Below are 24,344 nucleotides of genomic sequence, written 5' to 3'. Positions count from 1 at the left end.
AGCTACCCCTGCGACGTCCCGTCGCTGCCCAGCTGGCGGGGAAGCGACGTCTTGGAGAGGGCCCGGGCAAGCGGCAGGCCGAGCACGTACATGACCACGGCCTCGCCGATGCCGGTGGCAAGCAGGCCGAAGACGTACATGGCCGGATACGCGCCGTCGATGGCGATGCTCGTGAACGGGATGGTGTAGAAGCCGATCCCCTGGAGCATGAGCGGGAGGTAGAGCGGCACGATGAGGGCGTTGGCAAGCACCGGCCCCATGAGGGCGAGCGCGGGGCGGCGGCGGTTGCGCCACGTGAACCACGCGCCGAGCGCGGTGGCGAGGCTGCCGAAGACCACGTCGAGCATGCCGAGCATGCCGGTGCCCGAGAGCGCGATGTTGGCGAGGTTGGCGATGGCGCAGCCGAGCGCCAGGCCCGGGACGGCGTCGGCAGTGAAGAGCGCCAGGACGCACGCCGCCTCGGAGACGCGGAACTGCACCGGCCCCCAGGCGAGGCTGCCGAGGAAGAGCAGGGCGCAGAGCGTCAGGGCCGCATAGATGGCCGCGACAGCCCCGATGCGCGCCGTTCTTCTCGCGTCGACGTGGTGTGCCGTGATGTTTGCTGCCGCGTTGTGCTGTCCCATGCTTCTCTCTTTTCTGTCGGAGGGCTTTGCTGGATGCCCGGACGGGCATGTCGCGCCCACGACCTGCGGGATCCCGGTGGAAAGCACTCCAAAAGAAGCATCCCCGCGGGCACGACAGAACTGATACTAGCAGAGTTGTGCCCCCCGCCCCGCGCGGACCCCCGCCCACGGCGCGAGGCCGGAAGGGCCGCCCTGGCCCGCGTGCTAGTATTGCTGCAGTGAGAGCCGCCCGGAGGGAGCCCCGCATGAACCCGCGCGTAAGAATCGCCTGCCTCGCCGCCGACGCGGCGCGCTGGGGCACCACCCGCCTGCTGCATCGAGGCGGCGGAAACGCTCCGGGCGCCGTGGCGCTGCGCCTTGCGCCGAACCTCATCGGCGAGCTGGGCGGCGCGCTCGAGCGCTCGGTGGTGGTCACGGGCACCAACGGCAAGACCACCACGACCGGCCTTGCCGCCGACGCGCTCGCGGCGGGGGCCGGAGACGTGGTGTGCAACCGCGCGGGCAACAACATGGAGTCGGGCATCGCCTCCGCCCTCGTGGAGTCCCGCGGGTCGGGCGCGCGCGTGGGCTGCTTCGAGTGCGACGAGCTCTACACCGTGCGCGTGCTGCCGGCGCTTCGGCCGCGGGCGCTCGTCCTTCTCAACCTGTTCCGCGACCAGCTGGACCGCTACGGCGAGATCGACCACACGCAGGACGTCATTGCCGAGGCGCTGCGCCGCTCGCCGCAGACCGCCATCGCCTACAACGCTGACGACCCGCTCTGCGCCTCCATCGCGGCGCGCGTGGGCAACCCGGGCGTCCCCTTCGGCATCGACGAGCCCACCGGCCAAGAGGCCGACCGCATCTCCGACAGCCGCTTCTGCGCGAAGTGCAACGCGCCTCTGGACTACGCGTACGTCCACTACGGCCAGCTGGGCAAGTACCGCTGCCCCGCGTGCGGCTGGGAGCGCCCCGAGCTTGCCTTTGCCGCCGTCAACGTGACGCTGACCTGCGGCGGCTACGAGTTCGACGTCGAGGACCGCCGGGGCGAGAAGAACGTGCGGCACCACGTGCGCACCCGCTACAACGGCCTCTACATGGTCTACAACGTGATGGCGGCCCTGGTGGCGTGCCTGCTCGGCGGCGGAGACGCGGACGACTTCCAGGGCGCGCTCGACGCATACGAGCCCGCGAGCGGTCGCGGCAAGACCTACCGGCTCGGCGGCGACCACTCCGTCGTGAGCAACCTCGCGAAGAACCCCACGGGCTTCAACCGCATGGTGCAGCAGGTGCGCGCCGAGGACGGGCGCTACGTGGCCCTCTTCCTCAACGACAACGACGCGGACGGCCACGACGTCTCCTGGATCTGGGACATCGACCTCGAGCGCCTGCGTGACCTCACCGACCTGCGGTGCGTCTGCGTGGGGGGCACCCGCCGCGAGGACATGGCGGTGCGCGTGAAGTACGCCGAGCTCGGCTGCCCCATCGAGCTCATCGATGGCGTCGAGGACGCCCTGCGCTTTGTTGACGCGGGCGAGAAGCTCCACGTGATCGCCAACTACACCGCCTTCCCGCCCGTCGTCGCCGACCTCGACCACCTCTGTAAATTAGGGACGGGTTTTTCCTCGCAGAAAAAAGGGGACAGGTCTGCTGTCGACACCGTGAGCGCAACGTCCGTCGGCGTCTCGTGGATAGCGCATGAGGAGCCGGCAACCCCTGCCCTTGACCGCCCGCTGCGCATCGTGCACCTCTACCCTGACGCCCTCAACCTCTACGGCGACGGCGGAAACATCGCCTCGCTCTCCAAGCGCTGCGCGTGGCGCGGCATTCCCTGCCGGGTTGACCAGGTCCTCATGGGCCAGGAGCTCGACCTCACCGACGCCGACATCGTGCTTCTGGGCGGCGGCGCAGACCGCGACCAGCTTGCCGTCTGCCGCGAGCTGCAGGCACAGCGCGAGAAGGTGGAGGCCTACGTCGACGAGGGGGGCGTTCTTCTTGCCATCTGCGGCGGCTACCAGCTGCTCGGCCACTACTACATGATGGGCGAGGAGCGCGTGGAGGGCCTGCACGTACTGGACATCGAGACGACCGCCGGGAGCACGCGCCTCATCGGCAACGTGGCGATTGAGTCGCCCGTATGCGACGCCCCGATCGTGGGCTTTGAGAACCACGCGGGCCGCACGGTGCTGGGCGCAGGCGAGAAGCCCCTGGGGCGCGCGATGGTCCACGGGACCGGCAACAACGGCGAGGACGGCGGCGAGGGCGTGCTCCACGACGGCGTTGTGGGCACCTATCTGCACGGTCCGATCCTGCCCAAGAACCCCGGCGTTACGGACTGGCTGATCGAGCGCGCCCTGTGTCGACGTGGCGAGAAGATCGAGCTCTCGCCGCTGGACGACTCGCTCGAGCACCTGGCGCACGACGTCGCCACGAGGATCGCAACGGGACGCTAGCCCCCCATCGAACTATATCATCGGCGCCCTCGGCGTCTGGCCGCGCCGCTGCGCCACTGGCGTCAGGCTTATTTGGCACGCGTGGATCGCGTGCCAAATAAGCCTGACGCCAGTGGCGCAGCGGCGCGGCCAGACGCCGAGGGCCCACAAAAAACGGCCCCCGGCTCGATGCCGGGGGCCGCAGCTTGCGCAATCAGCTCAGCGAGAGGAGCTTACGCCTCAGCGTAGAGGTCCTTGAGCTTGAGCAGGTGCGCGTAGCGAGCCATGGCGGCCTCCTCGTTCTCGGCGAAGAGCTCCTTGGCGCGCTCGGGGAAGGAGCGGGTGAGCGAGGTGTAGCGAGCCTCGTTCATGAGGAAGTCCTGGTACCCGCCAGCCGGCTCCTTGGAGTCGAGCGTGAACTTCTTGCCCGCAGGCGCGGCCGGGTTGTAGCGGAAGAGGTTCCAGTAGCCGCACTCCACGGCCTTCTTCATCTCCATCTGGCAGTTCTGCATGCCACCGCCCTTGATGGAGTGCATCTCGCACGGGCTGTAGCCGATGATGAGCGACGGACCGTCGTAGGACACGGCCTCGTGGATGGCCTTGAGCGTCTGGTTCATGTTGGCGCCCATGGCGACCTGGGCCACGTAGACGTAGCCGTAGGACATGGCGATCTCGGCGAGGCTCTTCTTCTTGGTCACCTTGCCGGCCGCGGCGAACTGGGCCACCTGGCCGATGTTGGAGGCCTTGGAGGCCTGGCCGCCGGTGTTGGAGTAGACCTCGGTGTCAAAGACGAAGACGTTCACGTTGTTGCCGGAGGCAAGCACGTGATCGAGGCCGCCGAAGCCGATGTCATACGCCCAACCGTCGCCGCCGAAGATCCAGAAGGCCTTCTTGGTGAGGTAGGCCTTGTCGGCGAGGATGGCCTTGGCGGTGTCGCAGTCGGCCTTCTCGAGCTCGGCGACGTAGGCGGCAGCGGTGGTCTTGCTGGCCTCGGTGTCGTTGCGGGCCTCGAGCCAGGCGGTCGCAGCCTCCTTCAGGGCGTCGGACGCGCAGTCGGACTGGAGGAGCTTCTCGGTCTCGGCGACGACCTTCTCCTGGACGGCGTCATAGCCAAGGGCGAGACCCAGGCCGTGCTCGGCGTTGTCCTCGAACAGGGAGTTGTTCCACGCCGGGCCGTGGCCGCAGGCGTTGACGTTGAACGGCGACGTGGCGGCCGGGTTGCCCCAGATCGAGGAGCAGCCGGTGGCGTTGGAGATGAACATGCGGTCACCGCAGACCTGCGTGACGAGGCGCGCGTACGCGGTCTCGGCGCAGCCGGCGCAGGAGCCGGAGAACTCGAGGTACGGCTTGGCGTACTGGCTGCCCTTGACGTTGGCGGCCACGAGCTCCTTCTTCTCGGAGACCTTGTTCACCGCGTAGTCCCACACCGGAGCCTGATCGAGCTCGGACTCCTGCGGGACCATCGTGAGGGCGCCCTTCGGGCAGACCTTCGCGCAGTTGGTGCAGCCCATGCAGTCGAGCGGGCTGATGGCCATGGTGAAGGTGTAGCCGGTGCCCTTGGGGATGGTGAGGTCGAGACGACGCATGTTCTCGGGGGCGGCAGCCTGCTCCTCGGCGTTCATCACGATCGGGCGGATCGTGGCGTGCGGGCAGACGAAGGAGCACTGGTTGCACTGGATGCACTTGGTCTCATCCCAGTGCGGAACCATGACGGCGACGCCGCGCTTCTCGTACTGAGAGGCGCCGAGCTCCCACTGGCCGTCGGCAACGTCGACGAACTTGGAGACGGGCAGCGAGTCGCCGTCCATGCGGTTGATGGGCTCCATGAGCTCGCGGACCTGCTTGACGATGGCCTCGCGGCCCTCGAGCGTGAGCTCGACCTTCTCGTCCTCGGCGTTCGCCCAGTCGGCGGGAACCTCGAACTTGCGGTACGCGGTGGCACCGGCGTCGATGGCCTTCCAGTTGGCCTCGACGATGTTCTGGCCCTTCTTGGCGTAGGACTTCTCCGCGGCGTCCTTCATGTACTGAATGGCGTCCTCGGCGGGAAGAACCTGCGCGAGCGAGAAGAACGCGGACTGCAGCACCGTGTTGGTGCGCTTGCCCATGCCGACCTTCTCGGCGAGGTCGATGGCGTCGATCAGGTAGACGTTGATGTTGTTCTTGGCGATGTAGCGCTTGGCCACGGCCGGCAGGTGGGAGGCGAACTCCTCGTCGGACCACTGGCAGTTCACGAGGAACGTGCCGCCCGGCTTGACGTCGCGGACCATCGGGAAGCCCTTGATGATGTAGGACGGGTTGTGGCAGGCGACGAAGTTGGCCTTGTTGATGTAGTACGGCGAGCGGATCGGGGAGTCACCGAAGCGCAGGTGCGAGATGGTGACGCCGCCGGTCTTCTTGGAGTCGTACTGGAAGTAGGCCTGGACGTACTTGTCGGTGTGGTCGCCAATGATCTTGATGGAGTTCTTGTTGGCGCCGACGGTGCCGTCGCCGCCGAGGCCCCAGAACTTGCACTCGATCGTGGACAGGTCCGCCGTGTTGGGGGCGTCCGGGTCCATGGGGAGCGACAGGTTGGTGACGTCGTCCACGATGCCGATGGTGAACTCGCGGGCGGGGGCGTCCTTCTCGAGCTCCTTGTAGACGGCAAACGCTGCCGCGGGCGGCTCGTCCTTGGAGCCGAGGCCATAGCGGCCGCCGACGACGGTGATCTCGGTCTTGCCGGCCTCGTAGAGCGCGGAGATGACGTCCTCGTAGAGGGGCTCGCCGATGGAGCCGGGCTCCTTGGTGCGGTCGAGGACGGCGATCTTCTTGACGGTTGCGGGCAGCGCGGCCACGAAGTCCTCGACGGACCACGGGCGGTACAGGCGGACCTTCACGAGGCCGACCTTCTCGCCGTGGGCGTTCAGGTAGTCGATGACCTCCTCGAGCGTGTCGCAGAAGGAGCCCATGCAGACCACGACGCGGTCGGCGTCATCGGCGCCGTAGTAGTCGAACAGGTGGTAGCTGGTGCCGAGCTTCTCGTTGATCTTGTCCATGTAGGACTGGACCACGGCGGGCAGCGCGTCGTAGGCCTTGTTGCAGGCCTCGCGGTGCTGGAAGAAGATGTCGCCGTTCTCGTGGGAGCCGCGGGCGTGCGGGTGCTCCGGGTTGAGGGCGTGGTCGCGGAACGCCTGGACGGCGTCCATGTCCAGCATCTCCTTGAGGTCGTCGAAGTCCCAGACCGCGACCTTCTGGATCTCGTGCGAGGTGCGGAAGCCGTCGAAGAAGTTCAGGAACGGCACCTTGCCCTCGATGGCCGCGAGGTGGGCCACCGGCGCGAGGTCCATGACCTCCTGGACGTTGCCCTCGGCGAGCATGGCAAAGCCGGTCTGACGGCAGGCCATGACGTCGGAGTGGTCGCCGAAGATGTTGAGGGCGTGGGTGGCCACGGTACGGGCGGACACGTGGAAGACGCCCGGAAGGCCCTCGCCGGCGATCTTGTACATGTTCGGGATCATGAGGAGCAGGCCCTGCGACGCCGTGTAGGTGGTCGTGAGGGCACCGGCGCCGAGCGAGCCGTGAACGGTGCCCGCGGCGCCCGCCTCGGACTCCATCTCAACGACCTTGACCGGCGTGCCAAAGACGTTCTTCATGCCCTGAGCGGCCCACTGGTCAACGTGGTCGGCCATGGGGCTCGACGGGGTGATCGGGTAGATGCCCGCCACCTCGGTGAACGCATACGAGACGTACGCCGCCGCCTCGTTGCCGTCCATGGACTTAAACTTACGCGCCATATCCTCTCCTTCGAACCGGTCCCCTGAGGACCCCCATGGCCTCAGGCAGCTCTCACTCACAAGACACATGACTGAGTCGGGCCAATGGCCCATGCATGGTGACAGTGTACTCCGCGCGCGCGTTTTTATTCACGACTTCGGCGGCAAATCGGTCGAGCGCGCGGTTTTTGCCGTAAAACGTCCCGCATAACAAATCGCAGGTAAAATACCCCGGAATGAGGGGGATTACCCTACGGCGACGCAGGACCGGGCCCCGCTTCCGCAAGGCGAGAAGGACGGGGGCGCGCCCCGGTCGCCTCGTGGTGAAATTGTGACGCTCAGCTGACTCCTCCCCCACGAGCGCGGATGGGCCCGCGACGGCAGGTAGAAGTCGCATGATAGAATCCATCAGTACGTAAGACGGGAGGGCGGGCGTGAACGACATCGGCAACATGACGCTTGCCCGCGGCGGAAGCCCGCGGGGGCGCAAGAAAGGCGGCACGGGGCGCGCGCTCGTGGCGGCCGTCTGCGCCGGGGTTCTTCTCGTCATCGCGCTGGCACTGGTTGCAGCATGCTCGCTGGGATCGGGCCCCAGCAAGGCGGAGGCCTCAGGACCCGTTGACACGAGCATCCCCGCCACGGCAGACGAGCCCGCGATCACGAGCACGCCGCGTGAGGAGTGGCGCAAGGGCGAGATGCCCTACCTCTACCAGATCGACCCGCAGTGGGCCGACGCGGAGTACTGCGGAGGGAGCTTCGCCGAGCAGGGCTGCGGGCCCACCGCGCTCACGATGGTCTACGTGTACCTGACGGGCAGCACCGACTACGACCCCGTTCAGATGGCCGCCTTCAGCACCGAGAACGGCTACGCCACCGACGGCAACGGCAGCGCCTGGACGCTCATGAGCGAGGGCGCCGCGACGCTCGGCCTCTACAGCCAGACCCTTCCCGCCGTCGAGAGCCAGCTCAAGGCGGCGCTTGAGGCGGGGCACCCGCTCATCTGCGCCATGGAGCCCGGCACGTTCACGCGCGTCGGCCACTACATCGTGGTGGAGGGCATGGCCTCGGACGGGACCCACGTCCTCGTGCACGACTCCAACAGCGTGGGCCGCAGCATGCGCGTCTGGGACCTCGAGACCATCTGCGCCGAGGCCCAGAACATCTGGAGCTTCTCGGCGGCGTAGGGCACCCTACCTGCGCCTTCCGGACGACGCGAGCAGCTTGGCATACCCCTCGGCAAATCGCTCCGCGCGTGGCTGCGCCTTGCCCGACGCCGGCACGATCCCGTGCTCGTCGGAGACGAGAAGGGCCTCGTCGTAGGAGACCTCTCCTGCCAGCAGGGCCTCCGCGAGCCCGGCCCTGCGCTCGACCGCAAAGCCCACGGTCTTGGCGAGGTCGGCCATGAGCGTCGCCGCCCCGGAGGGACGCTCGTCGGCATCGATGCCCCAAATGAGCCCCTCCTCGCGGACGAGCCAGAGCGACTCCGGGGCAACCCCCGTGCTCCTCGCCTCAACGCCCGCCGCTCGGGCGCGGTCGGCGAGCGCCGACGGGGAGCGCAGCGCCAGCGGCTCGTAGGGCCCCACGGTCATGGCCGCCCTCCCCTCGCCGTCGATGATGAGCATGAGCACGCCATCGGGGTGTTCCGCGGCGCCCTCGGCGAGCGTCCACTCAATGTGCTGCTTCGCCCAAGCGACAAGCTCGGTCGGCACGAGCTCGCCGTTCACGACCCGCTGCCCGAGCGCGCGAAGGTGGCGGTTCTCCAGCGGCAGCGCGCGGCTCGCGAGCCGCCAGCGGCAGACGAGCGCAGGGCTCCCCAGCTTGAATCCGTCCATCTGCGTCGTGTCTTCCAGCTGCATGCGTCCTCCCCCTACGTCTGCGTCACGTTCCCGTAGGGTACCCCAACGCGCCCGTCGCGACCGTGCAAAGGGGACAGGCACTTTTGCACGCCGCCATCTGACGAAGCGCCCCGGGCGGCATCTCGGCCGTCCGGGGCGCTTTGCCTAAAAGGGGCCTGTCCCCTTTTAGGCAAGTCTAGTGGCGGAAGTGGCGGTTGCCGGTGAAGACCATCGCGATGCCGTGCTCGTTGCACGCCTCGATGGACTCGTCGTCGCGCTTGGACCCGCCGGGCTGGATGATGCAGGTCACGCCGTGCTCGGCGAGCACGTCCACGTTGTCGCGGAACGGGAAGAAGGCGTCGGACGCGCAGGCGTAGCCGCCCTTCTCCACGCCCATGCGCTCGCAGGCTTCGTCGGCGCGCTCGCAGGCGAGCAGCGCGGAGTCAACGCGGTTGGGCTGACCCGGCCCCATGCCGATGCCGGCCTTGCCCTTGGAGACGAGAATCGCGTTGGACTTCACGCCCTTGCAGACGCGCCAGGCAAACATGAGCTCGTCCATCTCCTCCGGCGTGGGCTTGCGCTCCGTCGGGCAGGTGAAGGTCTCGGGGTCCTCGCTCACAGTGTCGACGTTCTGGACGAGAACGCCGCCGTCGATGGAGCGCAGCTCGAACTCGGCGTGGCCCTCGGCACCGCCCGTGGCGAGCACGCGGAGGTTGGGGCGCTTGGCCATGCGCTCGAGCGCCTCGGGCGTGTAGCTCGGGGCGATGATGACCTCGACGAACTGCTTGTTCTCGTCGGCGAAGTGCTCCACCAGCTCGTAGGGAACCTCGCGGTTGCAGGCGATGATGCCGCCGAAGGCGCTCTTGGGGTCGCACGCGAAGGCGCGGTCGTAGGCGCACGTGACGTCGTCGGCGACGGCGGAGCCGCAGGGGTTCTGGTGCTTGAGGATCACGCAGGCCGGGCCGTCGAACTCGCGCACGAGGTTCCAGGCGGCGTCGGCGTCGAGGTAGTTGTTGTAGGAGAGCGGCTTGCCCTGTACCTGCTCGGCTCCGACGAGGGGGTTGGCCGAGGAGAGCGCGTCGGCCATATCGTCGGCAAAGCGATAGACTGCGGCGGTCTGCTGGGGGTTCTCGCCGTAGCGCAGGTCATCGACCTTCTCGAGGTAGAACCCAAGCTCCTCGGGCATTGCGGGCTCTTCCTCGGCCTCGTCATCGGCAAAGTCCTCGTCATAGCGGTCGGCGAGCCACATGGCGATGGCGGCGTCATAGTTTGCCGTGGTCTCGTAGACCTTAAGCTGCAGGTAGCGGCGCAGCTCGAGCGAGGTGCAGCCATCGTTGGCGCGCATCTCGGCGAGGACCTCGTCATAGTCAGCCGGGTCGGAGACCACGGTCACGGAGGCGGCGTTCTTGGCCGCGGAGCGCAGCATGGAGGGGCCGCCGATGTCAATGTGCTCGATGGCGTCGTCGAAGGTGACGTCCGGCTTGGCCACGGTCTTCTCGAACTCATAGAGGTTCACGCACACGAGGTCGATCATGCCAATCCCGTGCGCCTCGGCCTCGGCCATGTGCTCCGGGTTGTCGCGGCGCGCGAGCAGGCCGCCGTGGACCTTGGGGTGCAGCGTCTTGACGCGGCCGTCCATCATCTCGGGGAAGCCCGTGTACTGCTCGATGGGCACCACGTGCACGCCCGCCTCCTCAAGCACGCGCGCGGTGCCTCCGGTAGAGATGACCTCGACGCCGAACTCGTCCTCGAGCGCCTTGACGAAGTCGACCACGCCCGTCTTGTCCGTGACGGAGACGAGCGCTCGCTTGATGGGAGTGTCTGCCATGGCCCCTCCTTGGGTTTGACGACGACATGTTGTACCGTCTCTTCTACGATACCGCAGCTGGAGGACAACATGACGCAGACGGAAAAGTTGACGTGGCGCGCCTTTGCGCCGGAGGACTTCGAGCGCGCGGCGGTGCTTCTCGGCCGCACGTGGCTCCCCGAGTTCGACGGGGTCGCCCAGCGCGTGGCGAGCCAGATCGAGCTCGCCCACTACCTCTCGCAGGCGACGTGGTCGCTCGTGGCCGAGCGCGCGGGTGAGATCCTGGGCGTGGTCCTTCTCGCCGAGCGCGGCCAGGAGGCTCCCGAGGGCGCCGGCTGGGCCGAGCTCGAGGCGCGCCTCACGCGAGCCGCCGAGAAGGACCCGCAGCTCGCGGAGGCCGTGCGCACGGAGATGGACGGCGTGCGCGAGGAGGCGGAGCTCGAGCGCGAGTACGCCGCAGGAGACCCCGCGGGCGTCGATGCGGCGGTGAAGCTGCTCATCGTCTCCCCTGACGCCAAGGGGCTCGGCATCGGCGGGAGGCTCTTCTCGGCAGCCCTCGACCACCTGCGCGAGTCCGGGGCCGCGGGCTACCACCTGCTCACCGACGACAGCTGCGACGTTGGGTTCTACGAGCACAAGGGCCTCACGCAGGCCATGCGCCGCCGCTCCGGCGCCTACTGGCCCGGCGTTGACCCCGAGAGGGACGAGTTCTATGTCTACGTCTACGACCAGCTCCTCTAACTCGCCTAAAGGGGGACAGGCCCCTTTTAGGCAAGTGCGCGGGCGCTTTGCCCCGACGCCCTCGGGACGGATGCATCTGGGCAACGCATTTGCCGCGCTCGTGGCGTGGCTCTCCGTGCGTGCCGCGGGCGGAGAGATGGTGCTCAGGATCGAGGACCTTGACCCGCGCGCGGCCAACCGCGAGCGCGCGGAGCTCCTGATGGATGACCTCCGCTGGCTGGGGCTGGACTGGGACGAGGGCCCCTACTGGCAGAGCGAGCGCGCGGCGGTCTACGCGGACGCGCTCTCGCGACTGGCTGACGCCGGACTGACGTATCCCTGCTTCTGCTCTCGCGCGGAGCTGCATGCCGCGCGCGCCCCGCACGCCTCCGACGGCACGCCGGTCTATGCGGGGACGTGCCGAGGTCTCTCCGCAGAGGAGGCAGCGCGCCGGTCTGCCGTGCGCCCGCCCGCCACACGCCTGCGCGTCCCAGCGGCGGATGACCCGACGGGTACCATCGAGTTCTGTGACCTTGCCTATGGGCCGCAGCGTGAGATCCTCGCGCGCGAGTGCGGCGACTTCCTCGTGCGGCGCAGCGACGGCGTGGTGGCCTATCAGCTCGCCGTGGTGGTAGACGACGCACTCATGGGCGTGACGCAGGTGGTGCGGGGACGAGACCTCCTGGGCTCCTGCGCGCGCCAGGTCTATCTGGGCGGGCTCCTTGGGTATGCGGCGCCCGAATACGGCCACGTGCCGCTGCTCGTTGCCCCCGACGGGCGGCGCCTCGCAAAGCGCGAGAAGGACCTCGACCTCGGCGCCCTGCGGGAGCGCGGCGTGCGGCCCGAGCGCGTGGTGAGCGCGCTCGCCTGCGCGGCGGGGCTTGCCGAGCCCGGCTGGGAGGGCAGCGCCCCCGAGCTCGTGCCGCTTTTCTCGTGGGACAAGGTCACCGCCCACCGGGAGGACATCGTCGTGGACGATGCGTTTCTCGCCAGGCTGTCATAGAGCTGCGTCCGGTTCACGCTCCATAACAGCCTCTCTTCAGTCCATATTATCCCTCCATGAGTCCATCCTTTCTGTCTATCAGTCTATAATTTGCTAATATCAGTTCATTGCACTGTCTATCCATCCATCTTATTGGGAGGATTCATGGACCTCGAGACGAGCAGGCTCCCCGAGCAACTCCTCGGCCTCATGCGCACAATCGAGAGCGATCTTACGAACGTCGAGGTCAAGAGCGCGAAGGGCGGCTTCCCAAAAGATGTCCTTAGAACGATATCCGCCTTTGCCAACACATCAGGGGGAGTGCTCATTCTGGGCATCTCCGAACAGGACGGCTTTTTGCCAGTCGAGAACTTCGATGCCCCCGCAATGCGTGACGCCCTGGGCAATGCGTGTCGCCAGCAGCTCACCCCGCCCGTAACACCTCGAATCGAAGTTGTCCCCTATCAGGGCACGCCCGTCGTCGTTGCCGACATACCAGAGATGCGTCCCACAGAAAAACCCTGCTATATCACCGCAAGCCATATATACGAAGGCTCCTACGTACGTGTTGGAGACGGCGACCGTCACCTCACGCCATACGAAATAGACCGACTTCGCGAGGAGCGCACCCAGCCAAAGCATGACCTGGACGTCGTAGACGAGGCAACCTTAGGCGACCTCGATTCCGTCCTTATTGGCAAGCTGCTTGCCCGCGAGCGCTCACTCAACCCCCTAGTGTTCGGCTCACTTGATGACTCTGCCGCTCTCAGGGCCCTCCGGGTAATCAGGACCGACTCCAATGGAGAGGATCGCCCGACGCTCGCCGGCCTACTCGCCTTAGGCGTGTTTCCACAGACATTCTTTCCGCGACTTGGAATAACGTTCGTGGAATTTCCCGGAACGCGTCACAGCCCGTTCTCCTCGGGCAGGCGCTACGTAGATTCGCAGGAGATCGGCGGATCTATACCAACCATGGTGGCGCAAGCCCTTTCCGTCATCGAAAGGAACACCCGCACGGGAGCGCTCGTGAGCGGGGCGTTTCGCCAAGACCTGCCCGACTATCCCCCCGCGGCGCTTAGGGAGGCAATTGCCAACGCGCTCATGCACCGGGACTACTCTCCCGAGGCGCGTGGGGGTCAGGTGCAGATTAACCTGTACGCCGACTGCCTAGAGATCACCAACCCCGGCGGGCTGTTCGGCGGCGTGACAGTCGACACGCTCGGGATGCCGGGAGTTTCCTCGACAAGAAATCAGTTCCTGTCCAAGCTCCTGTCAAGCACTCCCTACCCATCCGATCTTCACGGGGCGCGCTATGTCGTTGAGAACAAGGGGACGGGATACGTTGAGATAAAGCGGACACTCGCCGATGCGCTCATGCGTGACCCGCTCGTTTACGACAGCCCAGGGCGATTCACCATCGTGTTTGAGCGAAGAAGGCTGGCGACCGCCGAGCGCCAGGGTTTCTCGGCTGCCGAGCTCGACGAGGCGATTATCCAAATGATCATGGATCGTGGAACGGTGAGCACCCGTGAAATCCAGGACGCCTCCGGACTCGCGCGCTCGACGGTCCTCAGCCACCTAAAGCGCCTCATTAATAACGGAGCTGTCGAACCCACCGACCCGGCCGGAAGCAAAAGACGCAGGTATCGACTCGTCTGACATTCTTTGCGTTTCTCGCCCGCCCGCTTGCGCGATAGTTGTGAGTTCACCGGTTGTGCGGTATGATGCTCAGGCACCAGTTTGGAGAGCTGACCGAGAGGCCGAAGGTGCTCGCCTGCTAAGCGAGTATAGGATGCAAATCCTATCTGGGGTTCGAATCCCCAGCTCTCCGCCAGATTGTTCGGGCCCGTTCCGCGCTGCGGGGCGGGCCTTTCTCGTGAACGCACCCCTCCTCGCCCTCACATCTCCAACATTTTTTGAAATCCCGCTTGACGCGCCGGGGGAGGCGTGGCAATATATCCAACTGCACGCGGCGTTACCTCAGCTGGATAGAGGACCTGACTACGAATCAGGGCGTCATAGGTTCGAATCCTATACGCCGCACCACGCAAAGTAAGGGGCTCCTTCGGGAGCCCCTTTTTGCATGCCTCCACGCTACATAAAGTACGCACCCCAGCCAACCCCTCTCGCGTCATCGCTGATGGCGAGAAGGACCCGTGGCCGGGGTGCGTACGAGGAGCGTGTGCTGCCTACCTAAGCCCAAAGTCCCCGAGGCAGAGGTCAAGGTCCTCCTCGAAGGTCCCGAGCTCAATGCCTGCCGCCTGAATCTTGTCCGACGCCAGACGGAAGTCGCGCGGCCGGTCCGCGTACGTGGTCTCGTCGGGCAGGATGAGACGGTCGACCTCGCCCGCGGGGCAGCCGAGGCGCTCGGCCACGAGGCGGGCGGTCTCGTACGTGGTGCGCCCGTTCTGGCTGGCGAAGTGATACGCCCCGCTCGGAAGCTCGAGGATCTGCGGCAGCTGCCCCGCAAAGCGCTGCGCGTAGGTCATGTTCCGACGCTCGTGCACGCGGAAGGCCGCGGGCTCCCCGGAGCGCAGGACGCGCATCACGTTGGCGAGGATGTTGGGCGAGGGGCGCACGCCAGGCATGGCCAGACCAAACATCCACGAGAATCGCAGGATGAGATAGTCGTCCACGTTCTCGCGAATCCAGGCGTCGGCCTCCATCTTCTGCTGGCCGTAGCGCGTCGTCGAGACCTGCTCGTCATCCTCCGAGAAGGGCGCCGGCCCGGGCGAGGCGTTGAAGCACTGCTCGGTGGAGATGAAGACCACGCGCCGGCCACGCTCGGCGCACGCGCGCGCAATGGCGATCGCTGACTCGGTGTTCACGCGATGCGTGCCATCGGGGTCCTGCTCGCAGTGGGCCGTCGTCGCGTCCGCGGCCATGTGCAGGCACACGTCGAAGTCCGCCGCGCGGAAGAACTCCTCCACGCCGACGGGATCGTGAAAGTCGACGTCGGTGTGGGAGATGCAGGAGAACTCGTAGCTCCCGGCGTTGTAGAGGCGCGCGAGGCTCGCAAGGTACCCGCGCGCGCCCGTGATGAGAATCCGCTTCATGCCCCTTCCTTCCTGACAATGGTGACCGGGTCGTTTGTCAGCATCCCCGTCACAGCACCTCGCCGGGTCGGGCCGCATAGCTCCGCAGGACCCGGCACGTCCCCTCAATCGTATAGGAGCCGGCGCTTGCGGGCATGAGGAGCGAGCGTGTGAACGGCAGCTCGCAGACGCCCCCCGCAGCGCGCACGCGCGCGGAGCCCGCAACGCAGGAAAGCATCTCGTAGCGGCCATCCATCGCCTGCTCCCACGTTCCGCGCACGTCGATCACGTCAGAGGCGAAGAGCCGATGCGTCACCCCGCGGCGCACGCCCGCGGACGCCTGAGGGTCAAACGGGCCCAGATGGTTGGGCGTGGGAAGCGAGTCGGTCCTCAGCACGTCAAAGGCCTGGCGCACGTGAAGCTCGCGTCCCCGGCCCCAGTCGCAGATGCGGTAGGTCTTGAAGCCGAGGCTTCCCACCTCGAGCGCGAAGACGCCCTTTCCCATGGCGTGGAGCGTCCCCGCCGGAATGAGAACGAAGTCTCCCTCGGACACGGGCACCTTGCGGCCGTACTTCTCGCCAAGCGTGTCATCCGCCGCAGAGGCGCGCAGGGCCTCCACGTCATCGGTCGTCGTGCCGCAGTAGATGAAGGCGCCGGGGTCCGCCGCGAGGATGTACCAGGACTCGGTCTTCTCGTGGTCGCCCTCGTGCGCCTGGGCATAGGCCTCGTCCGGATGCACCTGAACGGAGAGGTTCTCCCCCGCATCCATCACGATGATCTGCACGATGCCGTCATCCGCGAGGTCGCCCATGATCTCCGCGCGATGCGTGCGGACGAGCTCGTCGAGCGGCTTGCCGTCAAAGGGCCCGCCCTCGACCGTGTTGACGAGGCCCTCGTGCACGGAGACGTCGAACGACTCCCCGTAGAGGGTCTCCCCCGCAATGCCGCGCGCCTCGTTGACGCGCGGCCCCGACCACACCGGGGAGATGTAGTTTGGCCTGAGCAGCAGCGGGCCCATCACAGCCCCCTAGAGCTCGAAGGCGTCGGCGCCCGTGGCCTCGAGGCGTGCCTTGAGCTCCTCGATGATGGGGATGCCGGCGCTGCAGCCGATGCGCTCCGCACCGGCGCTGACCATGGCGAGGAAGTCGTCCGCCGTGCGAATGCCGCCCGCGGCCTTGACCTTCACGCGCTCGTCCGTGTGCTCGCGCATGAGCCTGACGTCCTCGACGGTGGCACCGCCGGTCGAGAAGCCCGTGGAGGTCTTGACGAAGGTCGGGAGCACCTTGCTCGCGATCTCGCAGAGCTTGAGCTTCTCGTCCTGGGTGAGCAGGCAGTTCTCGAAGATGACCTTGGAGGGGACGTCCGCCTCGCGGCAGATGGCCACGATCTGGGCCATCTCGTCCTCGATGTAGTCCCAGTTCCCGGCCTTGACCTCGGTGAGGTTGACCACGTAGTCGATCTCGTTCGCGCCGTTGGCGAGGGCGTCTCTGGTCTCGAACACCTTGACGGCGATGGTGGTCTGCCCAAGGGGGAAGCCGATGGCGGCGCCGGTGTGGATGTCGGTGCCGGCGAGCAGCTCGGAGCAGAGCTTGGACTGGACGGAGTTCACCGCGACCATCTTGAAGTGATAGCGCTTGGCCTCCTCGCAGAGCTTTTCCATGTCCGCGCGCGTGGCGTCCGCGTGCAGGTTGGTGTGGTCGACGAGGCGGGCAAGATCATCAATCGTGTAGCGCTTCATGGCAGTCCTTTCGTTCGATCCGACCTTGCGCTGATACTAACATATAGATGACTTATCAGACTGTCATATTCTATTTGTACCGTTTATGTCAGTTTTACTACCGTTCATGGGACCGCAATTCTCGCAATATGGACATTTTTTGTCTGACTTATATGATTCACTACAACCAACGCGATCGAAAGGAGCGCATATGAACATTGTAGTGGCTTCCCACGGGAAACTCTGCGAGGGACTCGTGGACGCCCTGCACATGATGGTGGCTGAGCCCGCCCCGGTCGTCGCCGTCGGGCTTGACAAGCACGGCATCGACGACTTTCGCAAGCGCCTCGTCGCCGCCGTCGACGCATCGCTCGCCCAAGGAAAGACGCTTATTATGTCTGACCTTATTGGTGGAACGCCGTACAACGAGGCGTATGCCCTCTTCCTCCAGCATCCTGAGGAGCTTCGCGTGGTCGCGGGGGCAAACTTCCCCATGCTCATCGAGGTGGGAATCGCCGCCGCGGACTCGGACGACCTCGATGAGGTGCTCGGCGTGGCCGTCGAGGCGGGGCGGGGCGGCGTGATCGCCGCCGAGCTCCCCGACGACGGGCCCGAGAACGACGAGGACGACCTCTTCTAGCGACGTAGGCAAGGCGCCCGCACCCCGGGCGCTCAGGAAAGGAGAAGAACATGGCCATTGTGCTCGCACGCGTTGACGATCGCGTCATCCATGGGCAGACGACCACGAGGTGGGTCGCCGTCAAGCCCGCCGACGCCATCCTCGTGATCAGCGACAAGGTCGCTGCCGACCAGCTGCGCTGCAAGGTCCTCAAGGCCGCCGCCGGCAAGCTCAAGCTGGGCATCTACACCCTCGCCCAGGGTCCCGAGGCCCTCGCCAAGGCAAGCGCCTCCCCGAAGAAGTTCTTCGTCATCTCTGACTCCATCAGGAACTTCGCCGACCTCACCAAGCTCGGCGGCAACTACGGCGGGGCCCTCAACGTGGGCAACCTCAACGCCACGCGCGAGGGCACCAAGAACATGGGCAACACCGTGATGCTCAACGACGAGGACGTCGTGGCCCTCGACGAGCTCGCCGCGGCCGGCGTGGACATCCAGTTCCAGCTGCTCCCCGACGACTCCATCCGCACCTGGCCCGAGCTCAAGGCAAAGTACCAGGCAATGTAGCGACCCCTAACGAGAAAGGGAGAAAGACATGAACCTCGCGCTGCTGTTCCCCGCGCTCATGTGTGGCGTGTTCTGCTACCTCGGCGCCATCGAGAGCTGCTGCCTCTTTGGCATGAGCTGGGGCTATTACGTGATGGGCCGTCCGCTCGTGGCCGGCCTGCTCTGCGGCCTCGTGTTTGGCGACGTCACCCAGGGCGTCCTGTGCGGCGTTGCCGTCCAGGCCGTCTTTATCGCCAACCTCTCGACCGGTGGCGCCACCAACTCCGAGATCACCTACGCCTCGTACGGCGGCATCGGCCTTGCCATGGCCACGACCAAGGACCCCGCAATCGCGGTGACGCTCTCCGTGCTCATCGGCCAGACCCTCGGCCTGATTTTCTACAACACGCGCATGGCGCTCTACTCGTTCTTCAACAACGGGGCCTCGCGCGCCGCGGAGAACAACGACGACCGCGGCATCACCCTCTGGCACATCGTCTACCCGCAGATCTGCACCTTCTTCATCCGCGCGGTCCCCGTCTTCCTGATCGTCTTCTTCGGCCAGGGCGTCGTCGACGCGCTGCTCAACAGCGTTCCCGAGATCGTCACGCACATCATCTCCGTCCTCGGCGGCGTCCTGCCCGCCCTCGGAATCGGCATGCTCATGAACATCGTCATCAAGGACAAGATGCAGCTCATCTTCTTCCTCGCCGGCTTCGTCCTCCTGTCCTTCGCCGGCCTCTCGATGGTCGCGATCGTCTTCATCGCCGCGCTTGTCGCTTACCTCGTGTTCCTCTCCAGCGGCAAGTCCGCCGCCGAGCCGGCGGCAGAGGCCGTGGCGGAGGCCGACGCGCACGCAGTCTACGAGGACGACGACCTGTTCTAAGCACCGGAAAGGAGCACTCCCATGGCCACTGAAACCACCGATATGACCCAGCAGGGCGTCGGCGCCAACGGAAAGCCGCGTCTGACCAACAAGGAGCTCAACACGATCTGGCTGCGCTGGGCGTTCACCCACCTCGCCTCCATGAGCTACGAGAAGCTCCAGGGCCACGCCTACGCCTGGTCGTACATCCCCTTCGCCAACAAGTACTATGCCGACGACCCCGAGGCAAAGCGTCGCCTCCTCGTCCGCCACTCGGTCTTCTTCAACACAGAGCCGCAGACCGGCCAGATCATCAACGGCATCGTGACCTCCCTCGAGGAGAACATCGCCCTGGGCGGCGAGGTCTCCGAGGAGATGCCCAACAACATCAAGGCCACGCTCATGGGACCGCTCGCGGGCATCGGCGACTCCATCATCCAGGGCATCATCGTCCCGACGCTGCTCTCCATTGGCATGAGCCTCGCCAACGGCGGAAGCCCCCTCGGGCCGCTCTTCTACATCGTCGCCTACGGCATCATCGGCCCCGTCATCTCGTTCATCAGCTACCGCACGGGCTACAAGCTGGGCGTGGGCGCCATCGACGTCATCGTCGGCGAGAGCGCCAGGCGCATCATGGACGCCTTCAACGTGCTCGGCATCATGGTCGTCGGCGCGCTTGCCGCGGGCAACATCGCCCTCACGACCACGCTGAACATCCCCTTCGGCGAGGAGTGGCAGCCGCTCCAGACCACCCTCGACGGCGTCTTCCCCGCGCTGCTCCCGCTCATCGCGGTCCTCGTGACCTGGTGGATGCTCGGCAAGAAGCAGTACAGCCCCACCAAGGTCATCGTCATTCTCGCTGTTGCCATCAGCGTTCTGTGCGTCCTCGGCGTCTTCTAGGAGAGGCCCGCGCCTTTTGAATGATTGTTTATGCCCCATCCCCTGCGGGACCTGCGCTCTGCGCGGGTCCCGCGCGCGTTACAATCAACGCGTCAACGCGCTCACACGACGGCAGGATCCCATGACCCTCTACGATCAAATCAAGGACGACCTCCTCTCAAAGATCAAGGACGGCACCTATCCCGAGGGGCAGACCATCCCCTCCGAGCTTGAGCTCGCCGAGATCTATGGCGTCAGCCGCCCCACCATCCGTCAGGCGCTCCAGATCCTCGTCAGCGACGGCTATCTTGAGAAGAGGAGGCGTCGTGGCACCGTGGTCACCAAGCCCAAGGTGAGCCAGTCCTTCACCATGAGCATCTCGAGCTTCGAGGACGCCATGCGCCTCGCGGGGCGCCTCCCCAAGACCAAGGTCCTCGTGTTCAAGCGCGAGCGCGCGAACGCCGAGGTCGAGAAGCGCCTCGAGCTCACCCGCGGGCAGGACGTCTTCAAGCTCGTCCGACTCCGCTATGCCGACGACCTGCCCAACGTCTTTGTGGAGAGCTACATCCCCTGCGCGCTCTACCCCGGCCTCGACTCGTTCGACTTCAACGAGTCGAGCCTCTACGCCGCGATGGACGCCTGCGGGAACCCCGTGATGACGGCGCGGAGGCGCCTTGAGGTCATCAAGGCCGACGGCGCGGCCGCCGCGCTCCTCGACGTCGAGGCCGGCGACCCGCTTCTGCTCTTCCACACCGTCGCCCGTGACGCCAGCGGAACGGCCGTGGAGTACTCCGTGGCCACCTACCGCGGGGAGAGCAACAGCTTTGAGCTCAACGTCAGCCGAGTCTGATCGCGGGCGGGGCGCCCGGACCCTGATCTGACCGACGGGCCGGCCTAAACTGCAGGACGCCGCCCGGCCCCTCAGACGAGAACGCATACGGAACGCCCAGCCCGTCGCAGAGGTCCATCAGGTCGACGATGTCATGAGCCTCGTCCGACAGGTAGCTCCACAGCGAGTCAACGCCCCCGCAGAAGCCCAACCGCAGCAGTCGTGCAGCGTCCTCCGCCGCGAGCGATACCCTGAGCGTCCGGTTCTTCTCGCCATAGGCGAGAAGAACCGACGGGCCGGAAAGGTCCTCGCGCACCACGATCTTCTCGCCATCCGCGCCGACGCGCATCACCCGCACGTCGCCCGCGCATTCGAATCTGGCAATCTCACGCTCTTCCATGGCAACCGCCTTCCCTCTCGTCCCCGCCAACAGTATAGCAGAACATTTGTTCTTTTAGAACACATGTTCTTTTTCCGTCAACGGTGGGAGCGGCAAAAAACGGGGTCGCCCGCGCGTGACGGACGACCCCGCAGCACTCTGGGCAGAAGGCGCTAGGCCTCCGGACGGATGACCTCGACGCCGCCCATGTAGGGACGCAGGGCCTCGGGCACCGTGATGGAGCCGTCGGCGTTCTGGTAGTTCTCCATGATGGCGGCCATCGTGCGGCCAACGGCGAGGCCGGAGCCGTTAAGGGTGTGAACGTAGCGCGTGCCCTTGAACTCCGCCGGGTCCTTGTAGCGGATGTTGGCGCGGCGGGCCTGGAAGTCCCAGCAGTTGGAGCAGGAGGAGATCTCCTTGTAGGCGCCGTAGCTGGGCAGCCACACCTCGAGGTCGTAGCACTTGCACGCGGAGAAGCCGATGTCGCCGGTGCAGAGCGTGACCACGTGATAGGGCAGCTCAAGCGCCTGGAGCACCGCCTCGGCCTCGCCGACCATGCTCTCGAGCTGGTTCATCGAGTCCTCGGGCTTGGCAAACTTGACCATCTCGACCTTGTCGAACTGGTGCACGCGGATGATGCCGCGCGTGTCGCGGCCGGCCGATCCCGCCTCCTCGCGGAAGCACGGCGTGAAGGCCGTGTACCACAGCGGCAGCTGGGAGGCCTCGAGGACCTCGCCGCGATGGAGGTTGGTGAGCATGACCTCGGCCGTGGGGATGAGGTAGAGGTCGGGGTTGACGTGGTAGAGGTCGTCCTCGAACTTGGGCAGCTGGCCCGTGCCAAAGAGGGTCTCGCGGTTGGTGATGACGGGCATCCACCACTCCTTGAAACCGGCCTTGACGTGCATGTCAACCATGAAGCTGATAAGGGCGCGCTCCATGCGGGCGCCCATGCCGCCGAGCACGTAGAAGCGCGTGCCCGCGATCTTGACGCCGCGGTCAAAGTCGATCATGCCCGTGGCGGGGCCGAGGTCCCAGTGCGCCTTGGGCTCAAAGCCGTCCGCGGAGAAGTCGCGCGGGGTGCCCCAGCGGCGCACCTCGGGGTTGTCGGAGTCGTCCTTGCCGTAGGGGACGCTCTCGTGCGGGATGTTGGGAATGCGGGACACCAGGTCAAAGAGGGCGTCCTCGACCTCGGTGCGGCGGTCGTCCAAGCTGGCGATGCGGTCCTTGTTGGCGGCCACGCGCGCCTTGGCGGCCTCGGCCTCGTCCTTCTTGCCCTCGCGCATGAGCTGGCCGATCTGCTTGGATACGGAGTTACGCTCGGCCTGGAGCTTCTCGACCTCGGCGATGACGGAGCGGCGCTCCTCGTCAAGCTCGAAGAACTTCTCGCGGTCCCAGCGGGCGTTCTGGCGAGACTCGCAGGCCTTGTCCACAAGGTCGGGGTTCTCGCGGACGAACTTGATGTCGAGCATGCTGGCTCCTAGCTTTGGGTGCGTGCATTTCGCCGACGCTCGCGCGCGGCCCTCCAAGTATATACTTGTGCGGATGAAACGACGCGTTCCCGGGAGGGTGCATGCAGGCGATTGGCGACTTCTTCACATGGCTCTTCAACGACAAGATGGGCGTCATCTGCCTCATCGGCGGTGGCATCGTGATCTGCCTCGTCATCGCTCTGCTCATGGAACGCACCACCAAGAAGCGCTACTTCAACCACGAGAAGTCCGAGGGTGACTGGGACCTCTTCGACGACGAGGGTGACGAGTAGCGGACTCGGCCCGCAGGTTCTTCTCGATTAACGCGCACTCGTGCACGGATCTTCTTACGTTTGCCCTGTTGGCATTTAAGAACCCGTGCGCGAGTGCGCGTTAATTCCCTATCAGCCGCTCGTCGGGAGGAGGGGGCGTGCTTCTTACCGTCAATCGGATGTCCGCGCTGAGGGCACTGCGGCGTGAGCGAAGCGAGAACGGTCGGCTGGCCGGCGTCCGAACCGACCTTGCCGTGCCGGACCCCACCCCGCGGAAACGCTGGACCGCCGGCATCATACCGAAGGGCCCGCTCGCGATTGACGCGCCGCCGAGCCAGGATCGCCCCCTTGACATCGTGGTCCCGCAGGCGCGCTTGCGACCGCGCGCCGCGTTCTTCCGGAGCTCCGTGCACGGGGGCGACATTCCGCCCGGCTCCTACGTCAGCTTGGGGGAGGAGGTCGTCTCCGTTGGCCCCGAGCTGCTGTTTCTCGAGCTTGCGGGAGTCATGCACCCCATCGTCCACGCCCTCGTAGGCTACGAGCTCTGCGGCACCTACGCGCGCGACCCGCGCTCGCCGCGAACGGGCAGTGTGACGTTTGGCGTCGAGCCGGCCACGACGAAGGCGAGAATCGCGGAGTTTCTCGACGGCTGCCCGGGCCTGCGCGGCGTTGACCAAGCCCGTCGCACCCTCGCGCATGTCGCCGACAACGCCTGGTCACCCACGGAGGCGCTTCTCGCGCTTCTCGTCCGCCTGCCCGTCACCGAGCTGGGCTTCGGCGCGGGGCCCGTGACCCTCAACGTCCGCCACGAGACGACGGCCGAGCTGCTGCAACGTGGGGTAAGGGCGTCGCGCGTGCCTGACATAGAGGTGGACGGAACGCCCATGGGATTCAACTATGACGGGTACGGGCACTTTGACCTCGCCTCCATCGCTCGGGCCGAGTCTGCCGAGGAGCGCACGGAGGCCATGCGCAGCGTACGCGAGAAATACCTCGACGACCTCAGGAGAAACCGGGAGCTCGCCGCGCGCGGCAAGATAATCCTGCCCGTCATCGCCGACGACCTGTTTGCCGACGGCGGGCTTGACACCGTCATGCTCGAGGCGGCCTTGGCCTGCGAGGAGCTCTGCGGCCAACCGCTCGGGGACGTGCGCCTGGCGCTCGCGTCCCCGTTGCTCGCCCGGAAACGCCAGGAACTCATCTGGTCGCTCCTCCCGTGGGAGCCGGGAGCGCGCTACGCCCGTGCCATGGCGGCGCGCCAGAAGGCGAGGGAGGGAACCCCCGAGGACGTCCTTCTCCTGGGAGACGAGTTCGTGACGGTGGAGGAGGTTTCCCTCGCGGGAGATTAACGCGCACTCGTGCACGAGTTCTAAAGTGCCAACTGGGCAAACGCGAGAAGAACCGTGCACGAGTGCGCGTTAATTGCAGCCGTGACAGGGGACGGGCCGCGGCCCGCGGCACAAAAAAGCCCCGGCGCGAAGCCGGGGCCAAACAGTCATGGTGCGGGCGAAAGGACTTGAACCTTCATGGAGTTGCCCCCATACGGACCTGAACCGTACGCGTCTGCCAATTCCGCCACGCCCGCGTGCAGAGGTCATTCTAGCGCAT

At 66.2% G+C, this 24,344-nt stretch carries 21 protein-coding genes and 3 tRNA genes; 14 read left to right on the top strand and 10 right to left on the bottom strand.

Annotated features, from left to right (window positions below):
• Positions 1-2 precede the first annotated feature (2 nt).
• Positions 3-623 carry a QueT transporter family protein gene (locus ACULPM_RS05235; protein WP_167930700.1) on the bottom strand — a complete coding sequence of 207 codons (621 nt, stop codon included), beginning with the start codon at positions 621-623 and terminating at the stop codon, positions 3-5.
• Between the two features lie 245 nt (positions 624-868).
• Between ACULPM_RS05235 and ACULPM_RS05230 the strand changes: the two genes are divergently transcribed.
• A complete protein-coding gene (locus ACULPM_RS05230; protein WP_445331941.1) occupies positions 869-3,055 on the top strand; it encodes a MurT ligase domain-containing protein in 2,187 nt (728 codons plus the stop codon).
• A gap of 212 nt (positions 3,056-3,267) precedes the next feature.
• On the opposite strand, the gene nifJ is transcribed toward ACULPM_RS05230, so the two are convergent.
• The gene (nifJ, locus tag ACULPM_RS05225; RefSeq protein ID WP_445331942.1) at positions 3,268-6,804 is read right to left on the bottom strand and encodes a pyruvate:ferredoxin (flavodoxin) oxidoreductase; all 3,537 of its coding nucleotides are present in this window, start codon (positions 6,802-6,804) and stop codon (positions 3,268-3,270) included.
• A 413-nt stretch (positions 6,805-7,217) separates the two neighbouring features.
• Between nifJ and ACULPM_RS05220 the strand changes: the two genes are divergently transcribed.
• Positions 7,218-7,967, top strand: coding sequence for a C39 family peptidase (locus ACULPM_RS05220; protein ID WP_445331943.1), 750 nt, complete (start codon positions 7,218-7,220; stop codon positions 7,965-7,967).
• 6 nt (positions 7,968-7,973) lie between these two features.
• Here ACULPM_RS05220 and ACULPM_RS05215 read toward each other — a convergent pair whose 3' ends face one another.
• A complete protein-coding gene (locus ACULPM_RS05215; RefSeq protein ID WP_445331944.1) occupies positions 7,974-8,639 on the bottom strand; it encodes a hypothetical protein in 666 nt (221 codons plus the stop codon).
• Positions 8,640-8,814: 175 nt separating this feature from the next.
• Positions 8,815-10,446 carry a bifunctional phosphoribosylaminoimidazolecarboxamide formyltransferase/IMP cyclohydrolase gene (gene purH / locus ACULPM_RS05210; RefSeq protein ID WP_445331945.1) on the bottom strand — a complete coding sequence of 544 codons (1,632 nt, stop codon included), beginning with the start codon at positions 10,444-10,446 and terminating at the stop codon, positions 8,815-8,817.
• 69 nt (positions 10,447-10,515) lie between these two features.
• On the opposite strand from purH, the gene ACULPM_RS05205 reads away from it, so the two are divergent.
• The 5 genes from ACULPM_RS05205 to ACULPM_RS05185 all read left to right on the top strand — a co-directional run bounded on the left by ACULPM_RS05205 (position 10,516) and on the right by ACULPM_RS05185 (position 14,173).
• Positions 10,516-11,166 (top strand): GNAT family N-acetyltransferase, encoded by a 651-nt coding sequence (locus ACULPM_RS05205; protein ID WP_445331946.1) that lies wholly within the window; start codon positions 10,516-10,518, stop codon positions 11,164-11,166.
• Complete coding sequence (gene gluQRS, locus ACULPM_RS05200) at positions 11,138-12,148, top strand: tRNA glutamyl-Q(34) synthetase GluQRS (RefSeq protein ID WP_445331947.1); 1,011 nt, start codon at positions 11,138-11,140, stop codon at positions 12,146-12,148. The genes ACULPM_RS05205 and gluQRS overlap by 29 nt, the downstream gene beginning before the upstream one ends.
• Before the next feature lie 144 nt (positions 12,149-12,292).
• Positions 12,293-13,786, top strand: a complete 1,494-nt coding sequence (locus tag ACULPM_RS05195) for an ATP-binding protein (protein WP_445331948.1) — start codon at positions 12,293-12,295, stop codon at positions 13,784-13,786.
• Between the two features lie 83 nt (positions 13,787-13,869).
• Positions 13,870-13,961: transfer RNA gene (locus tag ACULPM_RS05190), tRNA-Ser, on the top strand.
• Positions 13,962-14,096: 135 nt separating this feature from the next.
• Positions 14,097-14,173, top strand: a tRNA-Arg gene (locus tag ACULPM_RS05185).
• Positions 14,174-14,316: 143 nt separating this feature from the next.
• On the opposite strand, the gene ACULPM_RS05180 is transcribed toward ACULPM_RS05185, so the two are convergent.
• Genes ACULPM_RS05180 through deoC form a run of 3 tightly spaced genes read right to left on the bottom strand, consistent with a single transcriptional unit; the run spans position 14,317 to position 16,900 of the window.
• Entirely contained in the window at positions 14,317-15,183 is an 867-nt protein-coding gene (locus tag ACULPM_RS05180) for an SDR family oxidoreductase (protein ID WP_445331949.1), read from the bottom strand.
• A 49-nt stretch (positions 15,184-15,232) separates the two neighbouring features.
• On the bottom strand, positions 15,233-16,180 hold the full coding sequence (locus ACULPM_RS05175; protein ID WP_445331950.1) for a class I mannose-6-phosphate isomerase: 948 nt from the start codon (positions 16,178-16,180) through the stop codon (positions 15,233-15,235).
• A 9-nt stretch (positions 16,181-16,189) separates the two neighbouring features.
• On the bottom strand, positions 16,190-16,900 hold the full coding sequence (gene deoC / locus ACULPM_RS05170) for a deoxyribose-phosphate aldolase (RefSeq protein ID WP_445331951.1): 711 nt from the start codon (positions 16,898-16,900) through the stop codon (positions 16,190-16,192).
• Positions 16,901-17,090: 190 nt separating this feature from the next.
• Here deoC and ACULPM_RS05165 point away from each other — a divergent pair, with 190 nt between their 5' ends.
• From ACULPM_RS05165 to ACULPM_RS05145, 5 genes are all read left to right on the top strand, one after another.
• Positions 17,091-17,519: a PTS sugar transporter subunit IIA gene (locus ACULPM_RS05165; RefSeq protein ID WP_445331952.1), complete on the top strand. Its 429-nt coding sequence runs from the start codon at positions 17,091-17,093 to the stop codon at positions 17,517-17,519.
• 50 nt (positions 17,520-17,569) lie between these two features.
• Positions 17,570-18,064, top strand: a complete 495-nt coding sequence (locus tag ACULPM_RS05160; protein WP_445331953.1) for a PTS system mannose/fructose/N-acetylgalactosamine-transporter subunit IIB — start codon at positions 17,570-17,572, stop codon at positions 18,062-18,064.
• A gap of 28 nt (positions 18,065-18,092) precedes the next feature.
• The gene (locus ACULPM_RS05155) at positions 18,093-18,929 is read left to right on the top strand and encodes a PTS mannose/fructose/sorbose/N-acetylgalactosamine transporter subunit IIC (protein ID WP_167930712.1); all 837 of its coding nucleotides are present in this window, start codon (positions 18,093-18,095) and stop codon (positions 18,927-18,929) included.
• A gap of 21 nt (positions 18,930-18,950) precedes the next feature.
• Entirely contained in the window at positions 18,951-19,808 is an 858-nt protein-coding gene (locus tag ACULPM_RS05150; protein WP_206109072.1) for a PTS system mannose/fructose/sorbose family transporter subunit IID, read from the top strand.
• A gap of 121 nt (positions 19,809-19,929) precedes the next feature.
• Positions 19,930-20,637, top strand: a complete 708-nt coding sequence (locus ACULPM_RS05145) for a GntR family transcriptional regulator (protein WP_167930713.1) — start codon at positions 19,930-19,932, stop codon at positions 20,635-20,637.
• Here ACULPM_RS05145 and ACULPM_RS05140 read toward each other — a convergent pair.
• A complete protein-coding gene (locus ACULPM_RS05140; RefSeq protein WP_167930714.1) occupies positions 20,624-21,016 on the bottom strand; it encodes a hypothetical protein in 393 nt (130 codons plus the stop codon). The genes ACULPM_RS05145 and ACULPM_RS05140 overlap by 14 nt on opposite strands.
• A gap of 152 nt (positions 21,017-21,168) precedes the next feature.
• Positions 21,169-22,464 carry a serine--tRNA ligase gene (serS, locus tag ACULPM_RS05135; protein ID WP_445331954.1) on the bottom strand — a complete coding sequence of 432 codons (1,296 nt, stop codon included), beginning with the start codon at positions 22,462-22,464 and terminating at the stop codon, positions 21,169-21,171.
• Between the two features lie 101 nt (positions 22,465-22,565).
• Between serS and ACULPM_RS05130 the strand changes: the two genes are divergently transcribed.
• Together ACULPM_RS05130 and ACULPM_RS05125 are read left to right on the top strand one after the other, a co-directional pair.
• Entirely contained in the window at positions 22,566-22,757 is a 192-nt protein-coding gene (locus tag ACULPM_RS05130) for a DUF6724 family protein (protein WP_445331955.1), read from the top strand.
• Positions 22,758-22,894: 137 nt separating this feature from the next.
• Positions 22,895-24,085, top strand: a complete 1,191-nt coding sequence (locus ACULPM_RS05125) for a hypothetical protein (protein WP_445331956.1) — start codon at positions 22,895-22,897, stop codon at positions 24,083-24,085.
• Between the two features lie 149 nt (positions 24,086-24,234).
• On the opposite strand, the gene ACULPM_RS05120 is transcribed toward ACULPM_RS05125, so the two are convergent.
• Positions 24,235-24,321 (bottom strand) — tRNA-Leu (locus ACULPM_RS05120).
• Between the last annotated feature and the right edge of the window lie 23 nt (positions 24,322-24,344).

The organism is Thermophilibacter sp. ZX-H3, assembly GCF_052599055.1.
The sequence above is the reverse complement of the archived record's forward strand: the minus strand, read 5'-3'. Positions and strand labels throughout refer to the sequence as shown.

Excerpts from the sequence above, each read along its gene's own strand:
- ACULPM_RS05235 (WP_167930700.1), bottom strand. The coding sequence starts at position 623 with ATGGGACAGCACAACGCGGCAGCAAACATCACGGCACACCACGTCGAC.
- ACULPM_RS05230 (WP_445331941.1), top strand. The coding sequence starts at position 869 with ATGAACCCGCGCGTAAGAATCGCCTGCCTCGCCGCCGACGCGGCGCGC.
- nifJ (WP_445331942.1), bottom strand. The coding sequence starts at position 6,804 with ATGGCGCGTAAGTTTAAGTCCATGGACGGCAACGAGGCGGCGGCGTAC.
- ACULPM_RS05215 (WP_445331944.1), bottom strand. The coding sequence starts at position 8,639 with ATGCAGCTGGAAGACACGACGCAGATGGACGGATTCAAGCTGGGGAGC.
- purH (WP_445331945.1), bottom strand. The coding sequence starts at position 10,446 with ATGGCAGACACTCCCATCAAGCGAGCGCTCGTCTCCGTCACGGACAAG.
- ACULPM_RS05205 (WP_445331946.1), top strand. The coding sequence starts at position 10,516 with ATGACGCAGACGGAAAAGTTGACGTGGCGCGCCTTTGCGCCGGAGGAC.
- gluQRS (WP_445331947.1), top strand. The coding sequence starts at position 11,138 with ATGTCTACGTCTACGACCAGCTCCTCTAACTCGCCTAAAGGGGGACAG.
- ACULPM_RS05195 (WP_445331948.1), top strand. The coding sequence starts at position 12,293 with ATGGACCTCGAGACGAGCAGGCTCCCCGAGCAACTCCTCGGCCTCATG.
- ACULPM_RS05180 (WP_445331949.1), bottom strand. The coding sequence starts at position 15,183 with ATGAAGCGGATTCTCATCACGGGCGCGCGCGGGTACCTTGCGAGCCTC.
- ACULPM_RS05175 (WP_445331950.1), bottom strand. The coding sequence starts at position 16,180 with ATGGGCCCGCTGCTGCTCAGGCCAAACTACATCTCCCCGGTGTGGTCG.
- deoC (WP_445331951.1), bottom strand. The coding sequence starts at position 16,900 with ATGAAGCGCTACACGATTGATGATCTTGCCCGCCTCGTCGACCACACC.
- ACULPM_RS05165 (WP_445331952.1), top strand. The coding sequence starts at position 17,091 with ATGAACATTGTAGTGGCTTCCCACGGGAAACTCTGCGAGGGACTCGTG.
- ACULPM_RS05160 (WP_445331953.1), top strand. The coding sequence starts at position 17,570 with ATGGCCATTGTGCTCGCACGCGTTGACGATCGCGTCATCCATGGGCAG.
- ACULPM_RS05155 (WP_167930712.1), top strand. The coding sequence starts at position 18,093 with ATGAACCTCGCGCTGCTGTTCCCCGCGCTCATGTGTGGCGTGTTCTGC.
- ACULPM_RS05150 (WP_206109072.1), top strand. The coding sequence starts at position 18,951 with ATGGCCACTGAAACCACCGATATGACCCAGCAGGGCGTCGGCGCCAAC.
- ACULPM_RS05145 (WP_167930713.1), top strand. The coding sequence starts at position 19,930 with ATGACCCTCTACGATCAAATCAAGGACGACCTCCTCTCAAAGATCAAG.
- ACULPM_RS05140 (WP_167930714.1), bottom strand. The coding sequence starts at position 21,016 with ATGGAAGAGCGTGAGATTGCCAGATTCGAATGCGCGGGCGACGTGCGG.
- serS (WP_445331954.1), bottom strand. The coding sequence starts at position 22,464 with ATGCTCGACATCAAGTTCGTCCGCGAGAACCCCGACCTTGTGGACAAG.
- ACULPM_RS05130 (WP_445331955.1), top strand. The coding sequence starts at position 22,566 with ATGCAGGCGATTGGCGACTTCTTCACATGGCTCTTCAACGACAAGATG.